This is a genomic window from Mesorhizobium sp. WSM4307 (assembly GCF_007003945.1).
In the GTDB taxonomy this organism is placed as follows: Bacteria; Pseudomonadota; Alphaproteobacteria; order Rhizobiales; family Rhizobiaceae; genus Mesorhizobium.
Window position 1 is genome coordinate 243635 of the sequence record NZ_VFTB01000004.1, and the last position, 17728, is coordinate 261362.

Genomic DNA, 17728 nt, shown 5'->3' on the forward strand with positions numbered 1-17728 from the left:
AAACGTTTACGGAAAAACGTTTACGGTGATGCCGTGGATGCCGTGACGATCGGTCTGGAGGGACCGAGCGGAGGAGGAACGCCGGATGATGAATGTCGTCCTCGTCGGCTGCGGCGCGATGAGCAGGCAATGGCTCGATGCCGCGAGGCAGATCGATGGGCTTGCAGTTGTCGGCCTTGTCGACCTCGACGCCGAGCGGGCGAAGGCGAGGGCGCACGAATACGACCTCACCGGCATTGTCATCGGCACCAGCCTTGACGCGGTGCTCTCCCAGACCAGGCCCGACGCGGTGTTCGATGTCGTCGTTCCCGCTGCCCGGCGCGAGGTCGCGCTTTCGGCCTTCGCCCACAATTGCCATCTCTTGACCGAAAAGCCGCTGGCCGACAGTCCTGAAAACGCGCGCGCCATCGTCGAGGCGGCCCGCCGGGCCGGGCGCATCCATGCCGTCGTGCAGAACCGCCGCTACGTCGCCAATGTCAGGCGCATCCGCCGCTTCCTGGACTCCGGCGCCATTGGTGCGGCGACCAGCATCCATGCCGATTTCTTCGTCGCGCCGCATTTCGGCGGCTTTCGCGAGGAGATGGCGCATGTCTTGCTGCTCGACATGGCCATCCACACCTTCGACGCCGCCCGCTACATGGCCGGCGGCGAGCCGGCCGGCGTCTACTGCCAGGAATGGGAACCGGCCAATTCCTGGTACCGGCAGGGCTCGTCGGCAAGTGCGGTCTTCGATCTCGGCGGCGGCAAGGTCTTCACCTATGCCGGCTCCTGGTGCGCCGACGGTTTTCGCACCAGCTGGGAAGGCAGCTGGCGCATCGTCGCCGAGCGCGGCAGCCTCATCTGGGATGGCCATGACCTCTTGACGGCGGAGGTGGTCGCGACGGGCCGCGATGGGCTGTTCGCCAAGACCAAGCCGATCGAGGTCCCGCCGCTCGATCCAGCCGACCGCGTCGGCGGTCATCTCGGCATCATCAGGGATTTCATGCACGCCATCGAGACCGGCACCGAGCCGGAGACGCGCGGCACCGACAACATCAAAAGCCTGGCCATGGTTTTCAGCGCCATCGAGAGCGCCGAAACCGGACGCCGCGTGGCGATTTCACAGGAAACACGATGATGCCAAACCCGCTTCTCGACATCAGGATCGGCACCATGGTGCGGGCCAACCTCGACGACCCGGCGGCGTATATCAAGCAGATCCTGCCGCTCGGCTTCGAGAGCATCCAGCCCTTCTTCTGGCAGACGCTGGGCGGCAAGGATCTTCCGCGCCTTGCCGGCGAAATCCGCGAGGCGATCGGCGATGCCGATGTCGTCGTGTCTTCCCTCGGCGTGTTCGGCAATCCGCTGGAGAGCGGCGAGGTCGATCGTGGCGTGCTCGCGGCCTGGGAAACGGCCATCGACAACGCGCATCTGTTCGGCGCTTCGATGGTCAGCGGCTTCACCGGGCGCATCCGCGGCAAGAAGCTGACAGACAGCCTGCCGCGCTTTCGCGAAGTGTGGGGGCCGCTGGCCAAGCGCGCCGCCGACAAGGGCGTGCGCATCGCCTTCGAGAACTGTGCCATGGACGGCAATTGGGCGGCCGGCGACTGGAACATCGCCCACAATCCGGACGCCTGGGAGCTGATGTTCAACGAAGTGCCGGACGACGCTCTCGGGCTCGAATGGGAACCCTGCCACCAGCTCGTCTATCTGATCGATCCGATCCCGCAGATCCGCAAATGGGCGCCACGCATCTTCCATGTCCATGGCAAGGACGCCACCGTGCGCTGGGACGTCATCCGCGAGCACGGGGTGTTCGGCCGGCTGCCCTTCGTACAGATGCGCACGCCCGGCTTCGGCGACAGCGACTGGACGCGGGTGATCAGCGAATTGCGGCTGGCTGGCTACAAGGGCGCCATCGACATAGAGGGCTGGCACGATCCGGTCTATCGCGGCGATCTCGAGATGTCAGGCCAGGTCCGCGCGCTGGATTATCTCAAGCAATGCCGGGGAGGCGCCAGCTACCTGCAAAATCCGACGTGAGGACCCGGCCGGCGGGAGGAGCCGGTTCGTAAGTGGCGAAACAATCGTCAACAGCCCCTCGGCTGACGAGGGAAACAATGGGAGGACAAGTGCATGAGCATCGCGATCAGAACGACACTTCTGCGCACGACCGTCGTGGCCGCCGCCACGGCGCTTTGCGCCGCAATCTCGACCTTGCCGGCACGGGCGCTCGACGCCCAGTGGTGCAAGGATGTCCATATCCGCTTCTTCGTCGGCGGCGCCGAGGGCGACGCTTTCGGCACCATCGTCTATAATGGCGCCAAGCAGGCGGCGGCCGATCTCGGCCCCAAGGTCGACTACATCTTCTCCGGCTGGGACGTCGAAAAGATGGTGCAGCAATTGCGCGAGGCGGTCGCGGTCAAGCCCAACGGCATCGCCATGATGGGCCATCCAGGCGAAGACGCGATCATGCCGCTGGCCGAGCAGGCGCATAAGGACGGCATCAAGATGATGTACCAGAACGTGCCGGTGCCGAAGGTGACGGCGGCGTTCGGCGGCGGCTATGTCGGCGCGCAGCAGGAGCAGCAGGGCCGCGCGCTCGGCGCCGAGGCGTTCAAGCTGGCCGGGCTGAAGTCCGGTGACAAGGCGATCATGATCGGCCCCTTCGACAATGAGAGCCGGGGCGCACGCGAGCGTGGTACGGTCGCCGCATTGAAGGAGGCCGGCGTCGATGTCGTGCAAATCAATTCCGTAACCGAGTGGGCCGCCGATCCGAACCTCGCCATACCGGTGATCACCGCGGCCTTGCTCAACAATCCCAACGTCAAGGCGGTCGGTTACCCCGGCGGGCAGATGCTGGGCAATGTGCCGACCTATATGCAGGCCGCGGGCCGGAAGCCCGGCGATATCTTCAATTTCGGCTTCGACACCAGCCCGCAGATCGTCGAGGGCTTCAAGGGCGGCTGGGTGCAGCTGACGGCCGACCAGCAGCCGTTCATGCAGGGCTATCTGCCGATCCTCAGCCTCTGCCAGCAAGTGGTGCTGGGGCTGGCGCCGATGAATGTCGACACCGGTGCCGGCTTCGTCACGCCGCAGAACTACGAGATCGTCTCAGAGCTCGCCAAGCAGGCGCTGCGCTGACCTCCCAAGGCTGCCGGCCGGGTTGGACCCGGCCGGCAGGACCGCCGGCAAAGGGCCGGCATGCGACAATGAAAGCGAGGATCCGATGGCCGAACGCATCATCGAACTGCGCGATATCACGAAATCCTACGGTCAGGTCTATGCGTTGGGCGGCGTCAATCTCAGCGTCGACCGCGGCGAGGTGGTCGGCCTCATCGGCGACAATGGCGCCGGCAAGTCGACGCTGATCAAGATCCTGTCCGGCGTGGTCAGGCCGACCACCGGCGACATCCTCGTGCGTGACAAGCCGGTGAGCGGCTGGAGCGCGGCGCGCTCGCGCGACGCCGGCATCGAGACGGTGTTCCAGGACCGGGCGCTGGCCGTGCAGCAGACCATCGTGCGCAACATCTTCATGGGCCGCGAACTGACCGGCTTCATGGGCTGGCTGAAGGTCAACAAGGAGATCGAGGAGGCGAGCCGGCTGATGCGCGAGATCGGCTTCACCTCGAAAGTGTTCACGCCGCACTCGATCGTCGGCCAGCTGTCGGGCGGCGAACGCCAGGGCGTGGCGATCGCGCGCGCCATCTACAAGCAGGCCGAGCTGATCATCCTCGACGAGCCGACCACGGCGCTGTCGCTGACCGAGACCGCCAAGGTGTTCCACTTCGTGCGCCAGGTGCGGGCGAGCGGACGCTCGATCCTGTTCATCGGCCACAACATCCATCATGTCTTCGACATTGCCGACCGCTTCGTGGTGCTCGATCGCGGCAAGGTGGCGCTGACCGCCGACCGCAGCGCGGTCAAGTCGGCGGAGGAGTTGATCAATTTCATGGAGGACGTCGCGCATCCCGGCGGATTGCCTGGGCTGCGCGAGGCCGGCGAAGCGGAGCAGCAAGCGCGATGAGCAAGACCATGGAACCCGATCTCGAAAGCCCTCTGCGCCCTCACGCCGGGTCCGCCCGCCAGGAGTGGAAACATCCATCCGACCACTGGCTGCGCGGCTTCGTCCTCGACAACCGCGCCTCGCTCGGCACGCTCGCCGTGTTCATCGTCATGATGGCGGTGTTCATGGTCGCCAACCCGACCGTGTTCACCACCTGGTATCTCTACAGTTCGGTGCTGACGACGCTGCCCGTGGCGCTGTTCGTGGTGGTGCCGCTGGTCTTCGTCGTCACCTGCGGCGAGATCGACCTGTCGTTTCCGGCGACGATGGGGTTTGCCGCCTGGGTTTTCGCCCTGGTGGTGCAGGCCGGCTACGACCCGTTCCTCGGCATTGCGGCCGCACTCGTGACGGGCATGCTGCTCGGCTTCCTCGTCGGCTCGCTGGTCGTCTATGGCGGGCTGTCCTCGCTGATCGCCACGCTCGGGATGAATTTCCTGCTGCGCGGCCTGATCCAGATCATCAACGAAGGCAAGTCGATGTCGTTGACCAGCCTCAGCAACAGCTGGGCCTACAAGATCTTCTCCAGCCAGATCTACGGCGTTCCGGTGCAGATCTTCTGGGCCATCGCCTTCGTCGTGCTGTCGGCAATGCTCTATAACAGGCATCGCTTCGGCGCACAGGTGAGGGTGGTCGGCGACAATCCCGACAGCGCCCAGCAGATGGGCATCGACGTCAAGCGCGTGCGGGTGAAGGTGTTCGTCTTCGTCGGCATAGGGGCTGCGATCGCCGGCACGTTTTCGGTGATGATCAACTTCACCTGGTGGCCGACGGCCGGCGACGGCTATCTCCTGCCGGTGCTGGCCTCGGTGTTCGTCGGCGGCACGCCAACCTGGGGCGGCATCGGCACGGTCGTTGGCGGCGCCATCGGCGCGGTCACCGTGTCGTTCATCCAGACCGGCGTGGTGGCGGCAGGCCTGAGCGGCTTCTACGTGCAGTTCTTCAACGGGCTGATCATCATCCTGTCGCTGCTCGGGCATAAGTGGAACCAGGCACGGTATCGGTGAGGGAAGCACTGCCGTTGTTGGAACGGCGCGAGAGCTGCTCGGAAGGGCAGCTCACACCGCCGCGACGAACCCGTCGAGCACGCGTTTCTGGCCGGCCTTGTCGAAGTCGATGGTCAGCTTGTTGCCTTCTATGGCCGAGATGTTGCCGTTGCCGAATTTCTGGTGGAAGACGCGGTCACCGACGCTGAAGGGCGACGGCTTGTCGGCGACGGATTTGGCGACCAGTTCGCCGTCGATGGTGCGGCCCTTTACGCTGGTGCGGCCGGCGCCGTAGCCCGAGTCGGTCTCGCCATAGCCGATGCGCTCGACCTGGTGGCCGGAGCGCGTGCCCCAGTTGCGGTCGGTCGCTTCAGTCCGGTTGGCCTGCGCGCGCTGCCAGCCGGGCGTCGAATAGGTGTTGGAGAAGGCGCCGGATTTTTCGGTGTTGGCGCCGACACTGTCGAAACGCGAGGCGCCGTAGGGGTTCTGCCGCCCACCGCCACGGCCGGAGGCGAAGGAGCCGCCGCCATAGGGATTGCCGTAGCCGCCATAGGAATTGCCGCTTTCGGCGATCTCGACATGGGATTCCGGCAGCTCCTCGAGGAAGCGCGACGGGATGGTCGATTGCCAGAGCCCGTGGATCAGGCGGTTGGAGACGAACCAGATATGCAGGTTCTTCTTGGCCCGGGTGAGACCGACATAGGCCAGCCGGCGCTCTTCCTCCAGCCCGGAGCGGCCGCCTTCATCGAGCGCGCGCTGGTGCGGGAACAAGCCTTCTTCCCAACCGGGCAGGAAGACCGTCTCGAATTCGAGGCCCTTGGCAGAATGCAGCGTCATGATGGAGACGGCGTCCTGCCCGGCATTCTGCTCGGCATCCATCACCAGCGCCACATGTTCGAGGAAGGAGCGCAGCGACTCGTACTCCTCCATCGAGCGGATCAGTTCCTTGAGGTTCTCCAGCCGGCCCGGCGCTTCGGCCGAACGGTCGTTCTTCCACATGTCGGTGTAGCCGCTCTCTTCGAGAATGGTCTCGGCGAGCTCGGTGTGCGGCTTGGTTTCCAGCGCCTTCTGCCAGCGCTCGAAATTGGCGGCCACTTCGCGCAACGCGGCGCGCGGTTTCGGCTTCAGTTCGTCGCTCTCGGCGAGATTGCCGGCGGCCTCCAGCATTGGAATGCGCAGCGCACGCGCCGTGTCGTGGATCTGGCGGATAGTGGCTTCGCCCAGCCCGCGCTTGGGCACATTGACGATGCGCTCGAAGGCGAGGTCGTCGCCGCTGTTGGCGACGACGCGGAAGAAGGCCAGCGCGTCGCGGATTTCCATGCGCTCGTAGAAGCGCGGGCCGCCGATGACGCGGTAGTTGAGGCCGAGCGTGATGAAGCGGTCCTCGAAGGCGCGCATCTGGAAGGACGCGCGCACCAGGATCGCCATGTCGTTGAGATTGTGCTTCTGGCGCTGATAGGCCTCGATGGTCTCGCCGATGGCGCGGGCTTCCTCCTCGGAATCCCAGGCGGCGTGGACATTGACCTTGCCATCCTCGGGGTCGTTGCGGTCGGTGAACAGCGTCTTGCCGAAGCGGCCTTCATTGTGGGCGATGAGATGCGAAGCCGCGCCAAGGATGTGCGCGGTCGAGCGGTAGTTGCGCTCCAGCCTGATGATGGTGGCGCCCGGGAAATCCTTGTCGAAGCGCAGGATGTTGTCGACCTCGGCGCCGCGCCAGCCATAGATGGACTGGTCGTCGTCGCCGACGCAGCAGATGTTGACTTTGTTTTCGCTCACGGCCGCACGCGAGCTCCGCTCGCTGGCCTCGGCGGGGGCGGCCTGGCCGGCCGACGCCCGGTCGGGCTTGCGGCCTTCGGCCGATCGCGGATCCGTTGACGTCGTCGAACGCCCCGCGTCCGGCCGCTGCGCCAGCAGGCGCAGCCACATGTACTGGGCGGTGTTGGTGTCCTGGTACTCGTCGACGAGGATGTATTTGAAGCGCCGGTGATAGTCCTTCAGCACGTCCGGATTGGCGCGGAAGATGCGGATGGGGTGGCAGAGCAGGTCGCCGAAGTCGCAGGCGTTCAGCGTCTGCAGCCGCTCCTGATAGGCCTTGTAGAGCTCGCGCCCCTTGCCGTTGGCGAAGCTGCGCGCGTCGCCCTCGGCGATATCGGCCGGACCTTGCCCCTTGTTCTTCCAGCCGTCGATCATCTGGGCGAACTGCTTGGCCGGCCAGCGCTTGTCGTCGAGGCCCTCGGCCTGGATCAGCTGCTTGATCAGCCGCACGACGTCGTCGGTGTCGAGGATGGTGAAGTCGGAACGCAAGCCGGCGAGTTCGGCATGACGGCGCAACAGCTTCACACCGATCGAATGGAAGGTGCCGAGCCAGGGCATGCCCTCGACATTGCCTTCGCCGATCAGGATGCCGATGCGCTGCTTCATCTCGCGCGCGGCCTTGTTGGTGAAGGTCACGGCGAGGATCTGCGACGGGAAGGCCTTGCCGGTGGCAAGGATGTGGGCGATGCGGGTGGTGAGCACACGCGTCTTGCCGGTGCCGGCGCCGGCCAGCACCAGAACCGGGCCTTCGGTGGTTTCCACCGCCAGTCTTTGTTCCGGATTCAGCCCCTTGAGATAATCGGGCGCACTGCTCTGGCCGCCGCGGGCAGCCATGGCGCGCGCGGCAATGCCCGACGGGGCCGTCGGCCGCGCATTGGGTTCATCGAAAAAGGGCATGTCTTCGGAAAAGCCGGACATCTTCCCCCCGAATGTAGTGATTCGGCAGGGAAAGACCAGAACTGTCTACGTTTTGTTCCGGGTAAAAGTGGCTTATCCGGCGGCTCAAGCCTTGCGGTAGCCGAGGGCGACGAAGAATCGATGGCCGAAGGAGCGCGCCTCGTCCGTCATCACCGCGCCCAAAGCGACCTGCATCCGGTCGTAGTAGCGGCTGCCGGCGGGCGAGGCCAGGAAGGCATCATAGAGCTTCAGGTCGGCCATGGACATATCCCGGTAGACATAGGCTGCAGATTCCATGGCCTCGCTGTCGATGTCACGGCGAAGCCCTTCGGTTTGCTTGCGCAGCAGGGCCATTACCTGGTCGTCGGGCAGGGGCTTTCCGGCCGCGCCCAGCATTTCGGAAAGCATGGCGTAGCCCATGTTCAAGGCGACGGCTTCTCCGGTGTCGACGGCGCTGATATCGTCCATCATCTTCCTGTACAATGCGAACCTGGCCGGATCCCTGGATGGAAGCTCGCCGAGGATTTTGGCGCCCTCGATCTTCTTGGCCTCCCTTGCTTGCGGCGACGAAGCCTGGATCTCGAGCGCGGTGACCTGTTTGCCCAGGGGTGAAGCATAAAACGAGGCCAGTTCGGACAGGTCCTTGGCACTGAGCCTGTCCGCCATCCGGGCTTCGATCGCCGCTTCCATCTTCTCCGGGTCAAAGGCACCTTCCATGGCGGCGGCAAGGGCGTCCAGGACCTTTTGCGGCGGCGTTCCCGGCGCCGATTTCACGGCCGCGGTGAAACCCGGGCCAATGCCCATCAGCATCTCGTGAAAGCCGTTCGCCTTGTTGATCTCGCTGATTGTCTGCGCCGGCGCGGCCACAGTGCCGGCAAAGAGCGGGACGAGGCAGTAGAGCATCAGCGCCATGCGCGTCAGCGGCGGAACGAGTGACGGCATTTTGCTTGCTCCACGGGAAAGACGATCCATGGAGACTGCGGGAAAACCCTGACGCAGGCAAGATGGATTGCCACCTTGGCGTGTGGGCAGCTTGACAGGCGGGGCAGGCGGGAGAAAGCTGTGCGCAGGGCAGGAGCGGTGCACCGGGTTGCCCATGGCCGCGTGAGCGCGCAACAGTCGAAGGAGTATCATCTTGGCTGTCACCATCACCTCTCTCGTTCTCTTTCTCCTCGGTCTGGCGCTTGGTGGCGGTGGCATCTGGCTGGCGTCGCTGGGGGGCAGTTGGTACTACATCGTCGTCGGCCTCGCCTTCCTGATCGCCGCCTGGCTGCTTTACCGACGCCGATCCACGGCGCTCTGGCTCTATGCGGCGATCGTGATTGGCACGCTGGCCTGGGCGGTCTGGGAAATCGGTTTCGACTGGTGGGAACTCGGCCCGCGCGGCGGCATCATCGTGCTGGTGGCGCTGTGGCTGCTGACGCCTTGGGCAAGGCGGGGCCTTGCCGGGCCCGACGGGCGCGCGCCGCTGATCCTTGCCGTGCTGGCATCGCTGGCGGTGGCCGGCTATTCGATGACGACGGACCCGAAGGACATTGCCGGTGCGCTCGATACCGACAAGGTGATTCCCAACGCCAATCTGGGCAATGACGTGCCGGCGGGCGAATGGCACTTCTATGGGCGCACGCAGTTCGGCCAGCGCTATTCGCCGCTCGACCAGATCACGCCGGACAATGTCGCCAATCTGCAGCCGGCCTGGACCTACCGCACCGGCGACGTGAAGGGGCCTGACGACATCGGCGAGACCACCTATCAGGTGACGCCACTCAAGATCGGCGACACGCTCTACATCTGCACGCCGCACAATTTCGCCATCGCGGTGGACGCCGCGACCGGCAAGGAAAAATGGCGCTACGATCCCAAGGTCAAGCTCGACAAGGACCGCCAGCACCAGACCTGCCGCGGCGTATCCTACTATGCCGATGCCACCGGCGCCGCCGGCCAGCCTTGTGCTGCCCGCGTCTACCTGCCGACTTCGGATGCGCGGCTGATCGCGCTCGATGCCGCCAGCGGGCAGGTCTGTCCCGCCTTCGCCGAGGGCGGCACGCTCAACCTGTTGACCGGAATGCCATACCCGAAGTCGGGCTATTACTACTCGACCTCGGCGCCGCTGATTTCAGGCGGCAAGATCATCGTCGGCGGCGCGGTCAACGACAATTATTCGACGCAGGAACCGTCCGGCGTCATCCGCGCCTATGATGCGAGCACCGGCAAACTGATCTGGAACTGGGATTCCGGCAATCCGGACCAGACGACGCCGCTGCCGGCCGGCCAGACCTATACCGCCAACTCGCCCAACATGTGGTCGACGCCGAGCGCCGACGAGAAGTTCGGCCTGCTCTACGTGCCGCTCGGCAACCAGACGCCGGACCAGCTCGGCGCCGGACGCAGCGCCAATGTCGAGAAATTCTCCTCCTCGATCACCGCGCTCGACCTCAACACCGGGCAGTTGAAATGGGTGCGGCAGACCGTGCACCACGATCTCTGGGACATGGACGTGCCGGCGCAACCAAGCCTTATCGACATCACCAAGGCCGACGGCTCGGTCGTGCCGGCGCTGGTCGGGCCGACCAAGCAGGGCGACCTCTATGTGCTTGACCGGCGCACCGGCGAACCGGTGATCGCGGTCAAGGAAGTGCCGGCGCCCGGCGGTGCCATCGAGGGCGACCACACGTCGCCGACGCAGCCGGTCTCCGATCTCTCCTTCAACCCGAAGCCGCTGACCGATGCCGATATGTGGGGCATCACCATGTTCGACCAACTGGCCTGCCGCATCGAATTCCACAAATTGCGCTATGAAGGCCGCTATACGCCGCCCTCGCTGCAGGGATCGCTGGTCTATCCCGGCAATTTCGGCACCTTCAACTGGGGCGGGGTGGCGGTCGATCCGGTGCGGCAGGTGATGTTCGGCATGCCGACCTACTTGGCGTTTACGTCCAGACTCATTCCCCGCGCGGACGTGTCGCCGCCGGGTGACAACACCAAGGGCAGCGAACAGGGGCTGAACCGCAATGAGGGCGCGCCCTATGCGGTGGTGATGGGACCGTTCCTGTCGCCGCTCGGCATCCCTTGCCAGGCGCCGCCCTGGGGTTACGTCGCCGGCGTCGACCTCAGGACCGGCACGATCAACTACAAGCACCGCAACGGCACCGTCTACGACATGACGCCATTGCCGCTGCCGCTGAAGGTCGGCGTGCCCGGCATTGGCGGGCCGATGATCACCGCCGGCGGCGTCGCCTTCCTGGGCGCGGCGGTCGATGATTATCTGCGTGCCTATGACCTGACCTCAGGCAAGCAGCTCTGGCGGACCCGATTGCCGGCAGGCGGCCAGTCGACGCCGATGACCTACACGGTCGCCGACGGGCGCCAGTTCGTGGTCATCGTCGCCGGCGGCCACGGCTCGGTCGGCACCAAGCCCGGGGATTATGTGATGGCGTACGCGCTGCCGAAGTAGCTGGGCCGCGCCAGCCGAAAGCGTTCTCGGCGCTAGATCAGTTCACCGTTTCATGGAAACGGCGAACTGCTCTAACCCTTTGTCTTGACGCAATTCCCAAGGCAAAGCGCTACGCGCTTTTCCCGGGAAAACCGCTTCACACTTTTCCTGGAATGCTCTAGCCGAGCCCGAGATGGCTCTTGAGGCTGGGCACCGAGCCCAGCACCTGGTTGGTCAAATCGGGGCCGGCGGCGGCTTCGGCCTGCTGGACCAACGTCTCGCCGGCCTTCTGGATCTGCGCCAGATCGAGGCCGGATGCCTTCAGCGCGGCGAGGCCGTTGACCAGCGCGCCCGCCTTTTCGCCGAGAACCCCGCCAAGCGCGCCTTGCAGCGAGGACAGGAAGCCGCCACCGCCACCGGCAGGAGCCGCGGCCATGACGTCATATTTCTGCGCCAGCGCATCGGCGCCGGGAATCTTGGCGAAGAAGGATGAGGCGCTGGTGCCTTCCGCCTCGTGCTCGAGCACCGAGAAAATGGTACCGACGACTTTTTCGGTCGTTGCCTGGTCAAGACCGGCCTTCTGCGAGACGGTGTTCACGATATCCTGTACGTCCATGACTTCACCTCAACCCTGGGTTTTCGTGTTTGCCGGATGGCGCTGGCGGCTGGGGACCTTGACCATGGACTTCCGGTTCGCCGCCGCAATGGTTGCGGGCATCGCTGGAATGGCGGCTGCGGCAAGCATGAAGGCGGTTGCCAAGATCGGCGGGTCATGGTCATCAGCTTTCCTTTCAGGCCCTTCAGGATCGCGGCCATGTCATGGATCAGCCGGATAGTCAGTTTCCCCCACTATTGTGGCAGCGCCATCAAGATTTGTCGCCGATGACAAAATCGTGATGATGGTTGCCGCAGCTTGCCAGGGAACGGAAGCGACACCGAGCCGTGACTGGACGACGCGGGCCTCGCCCCTATCTTGCGAACGCAAGGACACCAAAGTCGAGGAGCGCCCCCGTGACCAGATCCACCATCGCCGACAAACCTGTCATCACCCAGGCGATGATCGATGCCTATGACGAATACACGCATCTGACGCTCGATCGCCGCCGCTTCATGGAACAACTGACCAGGCTTGCCGGATCGGGTGCGGCAGCGGCCGCGATCGCGCCGATGCTGGCGGCGAATTCCGCCCAGGCGGCGATCGTTGCCGAAAACGATGCCCGCGTGAAAGGCGAGGACATCAGCTATCCCGGCAGCGTCGGCGAGATGAAGGGCTATCTGGTCAAGCCGGCGAACCAGGCCGGCAAGCTCGGCACCGTCATCGTCATCCACGAAAACCGGGGGCTCAACCCGCATATACGTGACGTCGCCCGGCGCGTGGCGCTGGAGGGGTTCGTGGCGCTGGCGCCGGATTTCCTGTCGCCGCTTGGCGGCACGCCTGATGACGAGGACAAGGCGCGCGACATGTTCACCAAACTCGATCCGGCGCAGACCGTCGCCAACGGCGTGGCGACCGTCGCCTTCCTCAAGGCCGACAAGGACGGCAACGGCAAGGTCGGCGCCATCGGCTTCTGCTGGGGTGGCGGCACGGCCAACATGCTGGCCGTCAACGCGCCTGACCTCGCCGCCAGCGTCGCCTATTACGGCATGCAGCCGAATGCCGCCGATGCCTCGAAGATCAAGGCCGCACTGCTGCTGCACTATGCCGGGCTGGACGATCGCACCAATGCCGGCATCGATGCGTTCAAGAAGGCGCTCGATGCCGCGCATGTCGAATACACGGTCTATGTCTATGAAGGCGCCAACCATGCCTTCAACAACGATACGTCGGCGGCGCGCTATGACAAGAAAGCGGCCGATCTTGCCTGGGGCAGGACGATCGCCTTCCTGAAGGAGAAGCTAGCCTAGAGTCGTTGTTTCAGCGCGCCGGCTTGTGGAAGGCAACGCCGGCGACGACCAATGCGATCCCCAGGCAATCGCCAAGGCTTGGAATCTGGCGCAACACAATGACGCCGATCAACGTCGCGGTGACCGGCAGCAGCGACAGCATCAGCGCGAAACTCAAGCGCGGCAATCGCGACATGGCAAGCTGGTCGCAGATGTAGGGAATGACCGAGGAGCAGATGCCGACGCCGATGGCGGCGATGAGCAGCGGCGGCGAGAAAAAGGCTGGCAGCGCGTCGCGGAAACCGATCGGCAGCACGACGACGAATGCGACCGCCATGGCGGCACCCAGGCCGGCAATGCCGTCGCCGGCGCCGGAACGGGCGACGCGGTGGCCGAGCACGATGTAGCCGACGAAGAGCGCGCCGTTGAGGAAGGCCCAGAACAGGCCGACGGGATCGATGGACCATCTGACGTCGATCAGGAGCAAGGTGCCGGTGACGGCCACGGCAAGGGCGGCGAGATTGCGCAGGCTCCTGAGACCGACCAGCGCGACGCCGATAGTGCCGACGAATTCGATTGCCGCAACCAGCGAGATCGGCAAGCGGTCGAGGGCCAGGTAGAAGGAGCAGTTCATCACCGAGAGGCAAGCGCCGAAGGCCAGCAACAGCTGCCGCGTCCGGGGATCGGCGCGGGCAAAGCTTCGCCAGGGGCGCGTCAGCGGCGCGAAGATCAGTGCGGCGGTGGCGATGCGCAGCCACGCCATGCCGAGCACGCCGACATGGGGGAAGAGCAGCACGGCGAAGGCCGGGCCGAGATAGTGGAAGACGGCGCTGACGCCGAACCAGACATGCGGCGGCAATTTTGTTGCCAGGCCAAGGCCAGAGCCGGTGGAGGCGGGGGCAAGCACAGGGCCTGCCGTGGGAGCTTGCGCTTGATCGTCCATCGGATCAGTATCGCAGGCATTTTCCGCAACCTACATGGATGACGATCGACCTATCTGATCATATCTCTGTCGAAAGCAAGGATTTATCCGTGAAACGCCTTCGAACTGAAAATGTCGATCTCGACGCGGCCGACATGAAGATCCTGCGGCTGCTGGAAAAGGACGCGCGCGCCAGCACGGCGGAGCTGGCGCGCTCGGTCGGCCTGTCGGCGCCGAGTGTCGCCGAGCGCATCAAGCGGCTGCAGGAAAACGGCGTGATCGAGGCCTATTGCGTCAAGATCAATCCCGCCGCGCTGGGCCTGAAGCTGTCGGCATGGCTGCGCATCCGGCCGGTGCCGGGGCAATTGTCCGTCGTGGCCGAGATCATCCGTGAAACGCCGGAGATCGCGCAATGCGACCGCGTGACCGGCGAGGATTGCTTCATCGCGCTCGCGCATGTCGGCTCGGTGGCCGAACTCGAACGGGTGATCGACCGTATCATTCCCTATGCAATGACGAATACGGCCATCATCCAGTCGTCACCGGTGGTGGCGCGCTCGCCGCTGGCGGCGGTGAAGCGGTCGCCGTAAACGGCGGTTTGATTGGTTGCCCGGTGTTTTCGCGAGCCGTCTCGCCGGCCTATGCGTGGCCGCGCTTCAGGCGCGCGCGCTTCAGGATGCTGCGCCAGCGAATCATGTCGAACGGGATCGGCTCATTGTTGTTGGCGATGTGGAAGATCTCGTTGTCGACGTTCTTGAGCGAACGCCAGAAATCATAGTCCGTGATGCGCGGATCAGCGGCCAGCCTGTCCACCTCGATCTTGATGTCGGTTTTCATGCACGTCCCTCGAACCGGCTTCGCCCCGCCGTCCGTATCGCAACTCGATGCGGATCGTTTTCGACCGCTCCGCTGAGTCGTTCAACGGCTCAATTGGCTTGTTCCCGTTAAAACCTCGGTAAGGTTAATGCGGGTGCCGGGCGGCTTCAAGCACTGGGACCGGCCGATTTGAGGGGGCGGCGATTTTGGATCGCCGGTGTGGCTTTGAGGTCCCGTCACTCTGTTCGGAGCGGTGTCGGCTTCGCCCTATTTGCGTTTGATGCCGATCGAGCGGCCGGCACGCTCCGGCATCGGCAGCACGGAATGGGCGGCGCGCATGGCTTCGACCTTGGCCATCACATCGGCGGGGAAGGGCGCGACCTTCGGCCCCGACATGTCGACATGCAGCGACAGTGTCTCGGAGGTGGCGGCGAGCCAGCCGTCGACATGGCGGATTTCCTGGAAGGCCCGGAGCCGTTTCTCGTCATGGTCGATGAGCTGGAAGGACACCTGGACCTTGTGGTCGAGATGCAGTTCCTGGACGTAGCAGACATGGACCTCGGCGGTGTAGATGGTGAGACGGCGCCCCTTCACATAGTCCAGCCCCATGCCCATCGCCTCGAAGGCCTCGTCCGAGCAGCGGTCGAACAGCACGTTGTAATAGGCCATGTTGAGATGGCCGTTGTAGTCGATCCAGTCCTTCTCGATGTCCATGGGCCTGGAGACGAAGGGGGCAGGGATGGACATCGAAACTTCCTTGTTCTGGTGCTGGACAAATTGTGGCTGCGAAGACTTTTTGTTCTGACGCAATTCCGGACGGAAAACCGCTTCACACTTTTCCTGGAATTGCTTTAGGCATCCATAGCTGCATAACAAGCGTGGGCGCTGGTCCATTCGCGGAGGAATTCATGGCTCTGAGCGACCTCAATCCGGTCGAACGCAACGAGGAAGGCATCGCGGCGGTGCTCGGCATCCTCAAGCAGCAGTTCGGCGAGCGTTTTCAGACCGGCCAGGCCATCCGCTCGCAACACGCGCACACCACTACGTATATTCCGACGCAGGCGCCCGATGGTGTCGCTTTCCCGGAGACGGCCGCCGAGGTGCAGGAAATCGTGCGCGCCTGTGCCGCGCATCGTGTGCCGGTCATCGCCTTTGGCGTCGGCTCCTCGCTGGAAGGCCACACCAACGCACCGGGCGGTGGCATTTCGATCGACACGTCGCGGATGAACCGCATCCTCGCGGTCAATCCGCAGGATCTCGACTGCACGGTCGAACCCGGCGTGACGCGCGAGGACCTCAACCGGCATCTGCGCGACACCGGCCTGTTCTTCCCGATCGATCCCGGCGCCAATGCCTCGCTCGGCGGCATGGCGGCGACGCGGGCGTCCGGTACCAATGCGGTGCGCTACGGCACGATGCGCGAGAACGTGCTGTCGCTGACCGCCGTCATGGCCGATGGCGAGACGGTGACGACCGGCAAGCGGGCGAAAAAGAGCTCGGCCGGCTACGATCTGACGCGGCTGCTTGTCGGCTCGGAAGGCACGCTCGGCATCATCACCTCGCTGACACTGAAGCTGCAAGGCATTCCGCAGGCGATCTCCGGCGGCGTCTGCCCGTTCCCGAGCGTCGAGGCGGCCTGCAACGCCGTCATCGCCACGATCCAGATGGGCATTCCGGTGGCGCGCATCGAACTGGTCAATGCGCTGCAGATGCGGGCGATGAAGAATTATTCGAAGCTCGACTATCCCGAGAGCCCGTGCCTGTTCGTCGAGTTCCATGGCAGCGATGCCGGCGTTGCCGAACAGGCCGAGACCTTCGGCATGATCGCCGAGGAAAATGGCGGCGGGCCGTTCCTGTGGACCAGCGTCGCCGAGGAACGGACGAAGCTGTGGAAGGCCAGGCACGACGCCTACTGGGCCTCGCTGACGCTGCGGCCGGGCGCCAAGGGGCTGTCGACCGACGTCTGCGTGCCGATCTCGCGCTTTGCCGAATGCGTCACCGAAACCGAAGCCGACATCGCCGAGATGGGCCTGATCGCGCCGATCGTCGGCCATGCCGGCGACGGCAATTTCCACGTGCTGGTGCTGATGGACGTCGACGATCCGAAGGAGATCGCGCTGTCGGAAAAATTCGTCGCGCGGCTCAACATGCGGGCGATCGCCATGGACGGCACCTGCACCGGCGAGCACGGCATCGGTCAGGGCAAGATCGGTTTCATGCGCAGCGAGCTCGGTCACGGCGTCGACATCATGCGCACCATCAAGCTGGCGCTGGACCCGCAAAACATCATGAATCCTGGCAAGATATTGCCGGCTGTGGGGTAGATTAGTCGATGCTTGAAAGCTGGTGTGTGCGCAACCGAACCACCCGCATTTACGTTTTTTCGGCCAGTAGCCTGCTCAATCTGATTTCGACAAACCCCGCACCCATCAGTCCATCTTCCGCAAGGTCTGCTGGAAACACTGGTCTCCGTTCTCTGGTCCCCAGGACGATATCGTCGTCTGAATATCGGACGATCATGTCTGGCAAGATGCGTAGCGCGTCGTGATGGATGAATTCTGGGATAGGCCAATCGGTCCGGTTCCAGCCTACAATCTCTCCAAAGATCTCCCACTTGCCGTCCATGAGATGCAGATCGCCAAATCGCCCGGCGACAATAGCTTCAGTTGGCAGAAGATCGCTCACATTGGTATCCGCTGAAAACATTCTTGGTCCGAAAAAATAGCCCAGAAGTATTCGTCCTCGCGGAGCCATTCTCGCCACCAGCCCCCTCGCAAAGCCTCCATCAGGCAGGGGAATACGAAAGACCGAGCCTTCGCGATATGGCAACCGTTTCGCCAACTTCGATCCCCCGATCATTTATCGCTGCCAAGCTAGTCCACTGTCGTCTAGGATTGCCAGCAGACAATTTTCTGACTGAGACCGCAACCGAA

At 64.2% G+C, this 17728-nt stretch carries 16 protein-coding genes; 9 read left to right on the forward strand and 7 right to left on the reverse strand.

Going from position 1 to position 17728, the window contains the following annotated elements:
* Nucleotides 1–85 precede the first annotated feature (85 nt).
* From FJV83_RS11200 to FJV83_RS11220, 5 genes are all read left to right on the forward strand, one after another.
* Entirely contained in the window at nt 86–1117 is a 1032-nt protein-coding gene (locus tag FJV83_RS11200; RefSeq protein ID WP_142885134.1) for a Gfo/Idh/MocA family oxidoreductase, read from the forward strand.
* The gene (locus FJV83_RS11205; RefSeq protein WP_142885136.1) at nt 1114–2022 is read left to right on the forward strand and encodes a sugar phosphate isomerase/epimerase; all 909 of its coding nucleotides are present in this window, start codon (nt 1114–1116) and stop codon (nt 2020–2022) included. Before FJV83_RS11200 ends, FJV83_RS11205 begins: the two co-directional genes overlap by 4 nt.
* A 93-nt stretch (nt 2023–2115) precedes the next feature.
* Nucleotides 2116–3123 (forward strand): substrate-binding domain-containing protein, encoded by a 1008-nt coding sequence (locus FJV83_RS11210; protein WP_095773975.1) that lies wholly within the window; start codon nt 2116–2118, stop codon nt 3121–3123.
* Nucleotides 3124–3208: 85 nt separating this feature from the next.
* Complete coding sequence (locus tag FJV83_RS11215) at nt 3209–4006, forward strand: ATP-binding cassette domain-containing protein (protein WP_095774037.1); 798 nt, start codon at nt 3209–3211, stop codon at nt 4004–4006.
* Nucleotides 4003–5049 (forward strand): ABC transporter permease, encoded by a 1047-nt coding sequence (locus FJV83_RS11220; RefSeq protein WP_095787769.1) that lies wholly within the window; start codon nt 4003–4005, stop codon nt 5047–5049. The genes FJV83_RS11215 and FJV83_RS11220 overlap by 4 nt, the downstream gene beginning before the upstream one ends.
* 51 nt (nt 5050–5100) lie before the next feature.
* On the opposite strand, the gene FJV83_RS11225 is transcribed toward FJV83_RS11220, so the two are convergent.
* Together FJV83_RS11225 and FJV83_RS11230 are read right to left on the reverse strand one after the other, a co-directional pair.
* Nucleotides 5101–7761 carry a UvrD-helicase domain-containing protein gene (locus tag FJV83_RS11225; protein ID WP_142885138.1) on the reverse strand — a complete coding sequence of 887 codons (2661 nt, stop codon included), beginning with the start codon at nt 7759–7761 and terminating at the stop codon, nt 5101–5103.
* Between the two features lie 84 nt (nt 7762–7845).
* Nucleotides 7846–8652, reverse strand: coding sequence for a DUF2059 domain-containing protein (locus FJV83_RS11230; protein ID WP_246691849.1), 807 nt, complete (start codon nt 8650–8652; stop codon nt 7846–7848).
* 223 nt (nt 8653–8875) lie between these two features.
* On the opposite strand from FJV83_RS11230, the gene FJV83_RS11235 reads away from it, so the two are divergent.
* Nucleotides 8876–11194, forward strand: coding sequence for a glucose/quinate/shikimate family membrane-bound PQQ-dependent dehydrogenase (locus FJV83_RS11235; RefSeq protein WP_142885140.1), 2319 nt, complete (start codon nt 8876–8878; stop codon nt 11192–11194).
* A 157-nt stretch (nt 11195–11351) separates the two neighbouring features.
* On the opposite strand, the gene FJV83_RS11240 is transcribed toward FJV83_RS11235, so the two are convergent.
* Nucleotides 11352–11789: a hypothetical protein gene (locus FJV83_RS11240; RefSeq protein ID WP_056573171.1), complete on the reverse strand. Its 438-nt coding sequence runs from the start codon at nt 11787–11789 to the stop codon at nt 11352–11354.
* A gap of 440 nt (nt 11790–12229) precedes the next feature.
* Here FJV83_RS11240 and FJV83_RS11245 point away from each other — a divergent pair, with 440 nt between their 5' ends.
* Nucleotides 12230–13078 (forward strand): dienelactone hydrolase family protein, encoded by an 849-nt coding sequence (locus tag FJV83_RS11245; protein ID WP_142885340.1) that lies wholly within the window; start codon nt 12230–12232, stop codon nt 13076–13078.
* Nucleotides 13079–13088: 10 nt separating this feature from the next.
* On the opposite strand, the gene FJV83_RS11250 is transcribed toward FJV83_RS11245, so the two are convergent.
* Nucleotides 13089–14000: a DMT family transporter gene (locus FJV83_RS11250; RefSeq protein ID WP_142885142.1), complete on the reverse strand. Its 912-nt coding sequence runs from the start codon at nt 13998–14000 to the stop codon at nt 13089–13091.
* A gap of 89 nt (nt 14001–14089) precedes the next feature.
* Between FJV83_RS11250 and FJV83_RS11255 the strand changes: the two genes are divergently transcribed.
* Nucleotides 14090–14569 carry an Lrp/AsnC family transcriptional regulator gene (locus tag FJV83_RS11255; protein ID WP_142875843.1) on the forward strand — a complete coding sequence of 160 codons (480 nt, stop codon included), beginning with the start codon at nt 14090–14092 and terminating at the stop codon, nt 14567–14569.
* 49 nt (nt 14570–14618) lie between these two features.
* On the opposite strand, the gene FJV83_RS11260 is transcribed toward FJV83_RS11255, so the two are convergent.
* The gene (locus FJV83_RS11260; protein ID WP_010910205.1) at nt 14619–14816 is read right to left on the reverse strand and encodes a hypothetical protein; all 198 of its coding nucleotides are present in this window, start codon (nt 14814–14816) and stop codon (nt 14619–14621) included.
* Between the two features lie 246 nt (nt 14817–15062).
* Entirely contained in the window at nt 15063–15542 is a 480-nt protein-coding gene (locus FJV83_RS11265) for a thioesterase family protein (RefSeq protein WP_142885144.1), read from the reverse strand.
* A 161-nt stretch (nt 15543–15703) separates the two neighbouring features.
* Between FJV83_RS11265 and FJV83_RS11270 the strand changes: the two genes are divergently transcribed.
* The gene (locus FJV83_RS11270) at nt 15704–17119 is read left to right on the forward strand and encodes an FAD-linked oxidase C-terminal domain-containing protein (protein ID WP_142885146.1); all 1416 of its coding nucleotides are present in this window, start codon (nt 15704–15706) and stop codon (nt 17117–17119) included.
* 49 nt (nt 17120–17168) lie between these two features.
* On the opposite strand, the gene FJV83_RS11275 is transcribed toward FJV83_RS11270, so the two are convergent.
* Nucleotides 17169–17654, reverse strand: coding sequence for an Imm26 family immunity protein (locus tag FJV83_RS11275; RefSeq protein ID WP_142885147.1), 486 nt, complete (start codon nt 17652–17654; stop codon nt 17169–17171).
* Nucleotides 17655–17728 lie beyond the last annotated feature (74 nt).

What these genes read in the sequence shown, in the direction of transcription:
- FJV83_RS11210 (WP_095773975.1), top strand. Translation starts at nt 2,116, where the DNA reads ATGAGCATCGCGATCAGAACGACACTTCTGCGCACGACCGTCGTGGCC.
- FJV83_RS11265 (WP_142885144.1), bottom strand. Translation starts at nt 15,542, where the DNA reads ATGTCCATCCCTGCCCCCTTCGTCTCCAGGCCCATGGACATCGAGAAG.
- FJV83_RS11270 (WP_142885146.1), top strand. Translation starts at nt 15,704, where the DNA reads ATGGCTCTGAGCGACCTCAATCCGGTCGAACGCAACGAGGAAGGCATC.
- FJV83_RS11240 (WP_056573171.1), bottom strand. Translation starts at nt 11,789, where the DNA reads ATGGACGTACAGGATATCGTGAACACCGTCTCGCAGAAGGCCGGTCTT.
- FJV83_RS11205 (WP_142885136.1), top strand. Translation starts at nt 1,114, where the DNA reads ATGATGCCAAACCCGCTTCTCGACATCAGGATCGGCACCATGGTGCGG.
- FJV83_RS11250 (WP_142885142.1), bottom strand. Translation starts at nt 14,000, where the DNA reads ATGGACGATCAAGCGCAAGCTCCCACGGCAGGCCCTGTGCTTGCCCCC.
- FJV83_RS11200 (WP_142885134.1), top strand. Translation starts at nt 86, where the DNA reads ATGATGAATGTCGTCCTCGTCGGCTGCGGCGCGATGAGCAGGCAATGG.
- FJV83_RS11220 (WP_095787769.1), top strand. Translation starts at nt 4,003, where the DNA reads ATGAGCAAGACCATGGAACCCGATCTCGAAAGCCCTCTGCGCCCTCAC.
- FJV83_RS11230 (WP_246691849.1), bottom strand. Translation starts at nt 8,652, where the DNA reads ATGGCGCTGATGCTCTACTGCCTCGTCCCGCTCTTTGCCGGCACTGTG.
- FJV83_RS11225 (WP_142885138.1), bottom strand. Translation starts at nt 7,761, where the DNA reads ATGTCCGGCTTTTCCGAAGACATGCCCTTTTTCGATGAACCCAATGCG.
- FJV83_RS11245 (WP_142885340.1), top strand. Translation starts at nt 12,230, where the DNA reads ATGATCGATGCCTATGACGAATACACGCATCTGACGCTCGATCGCCGC.
- FJV83_RS11215 (WP_095774037.1), top strand. Translation starts at nt 3,209, where the DNA reads ATGGCCGAACGCATCATCGAACTGCGCGATATCACGAAATCCTACGGT.
- FJV83_RS11275 (WP_142885147.1), bottom strand. Translation starts at nt 17,654, where the DNA reads ATGATCGGGGGATCGAAGTTGGCGAAACGGTTGCCATATCGCGAAGGC.
- FJV83_RS11260 (WP_010910205.1), bottom strand. Translation starts at nt 14,816, where the DNA reads ATGAAAACCGACATCAAGATCGAGGTGGACAGGCTGGCCGCTGATCCG.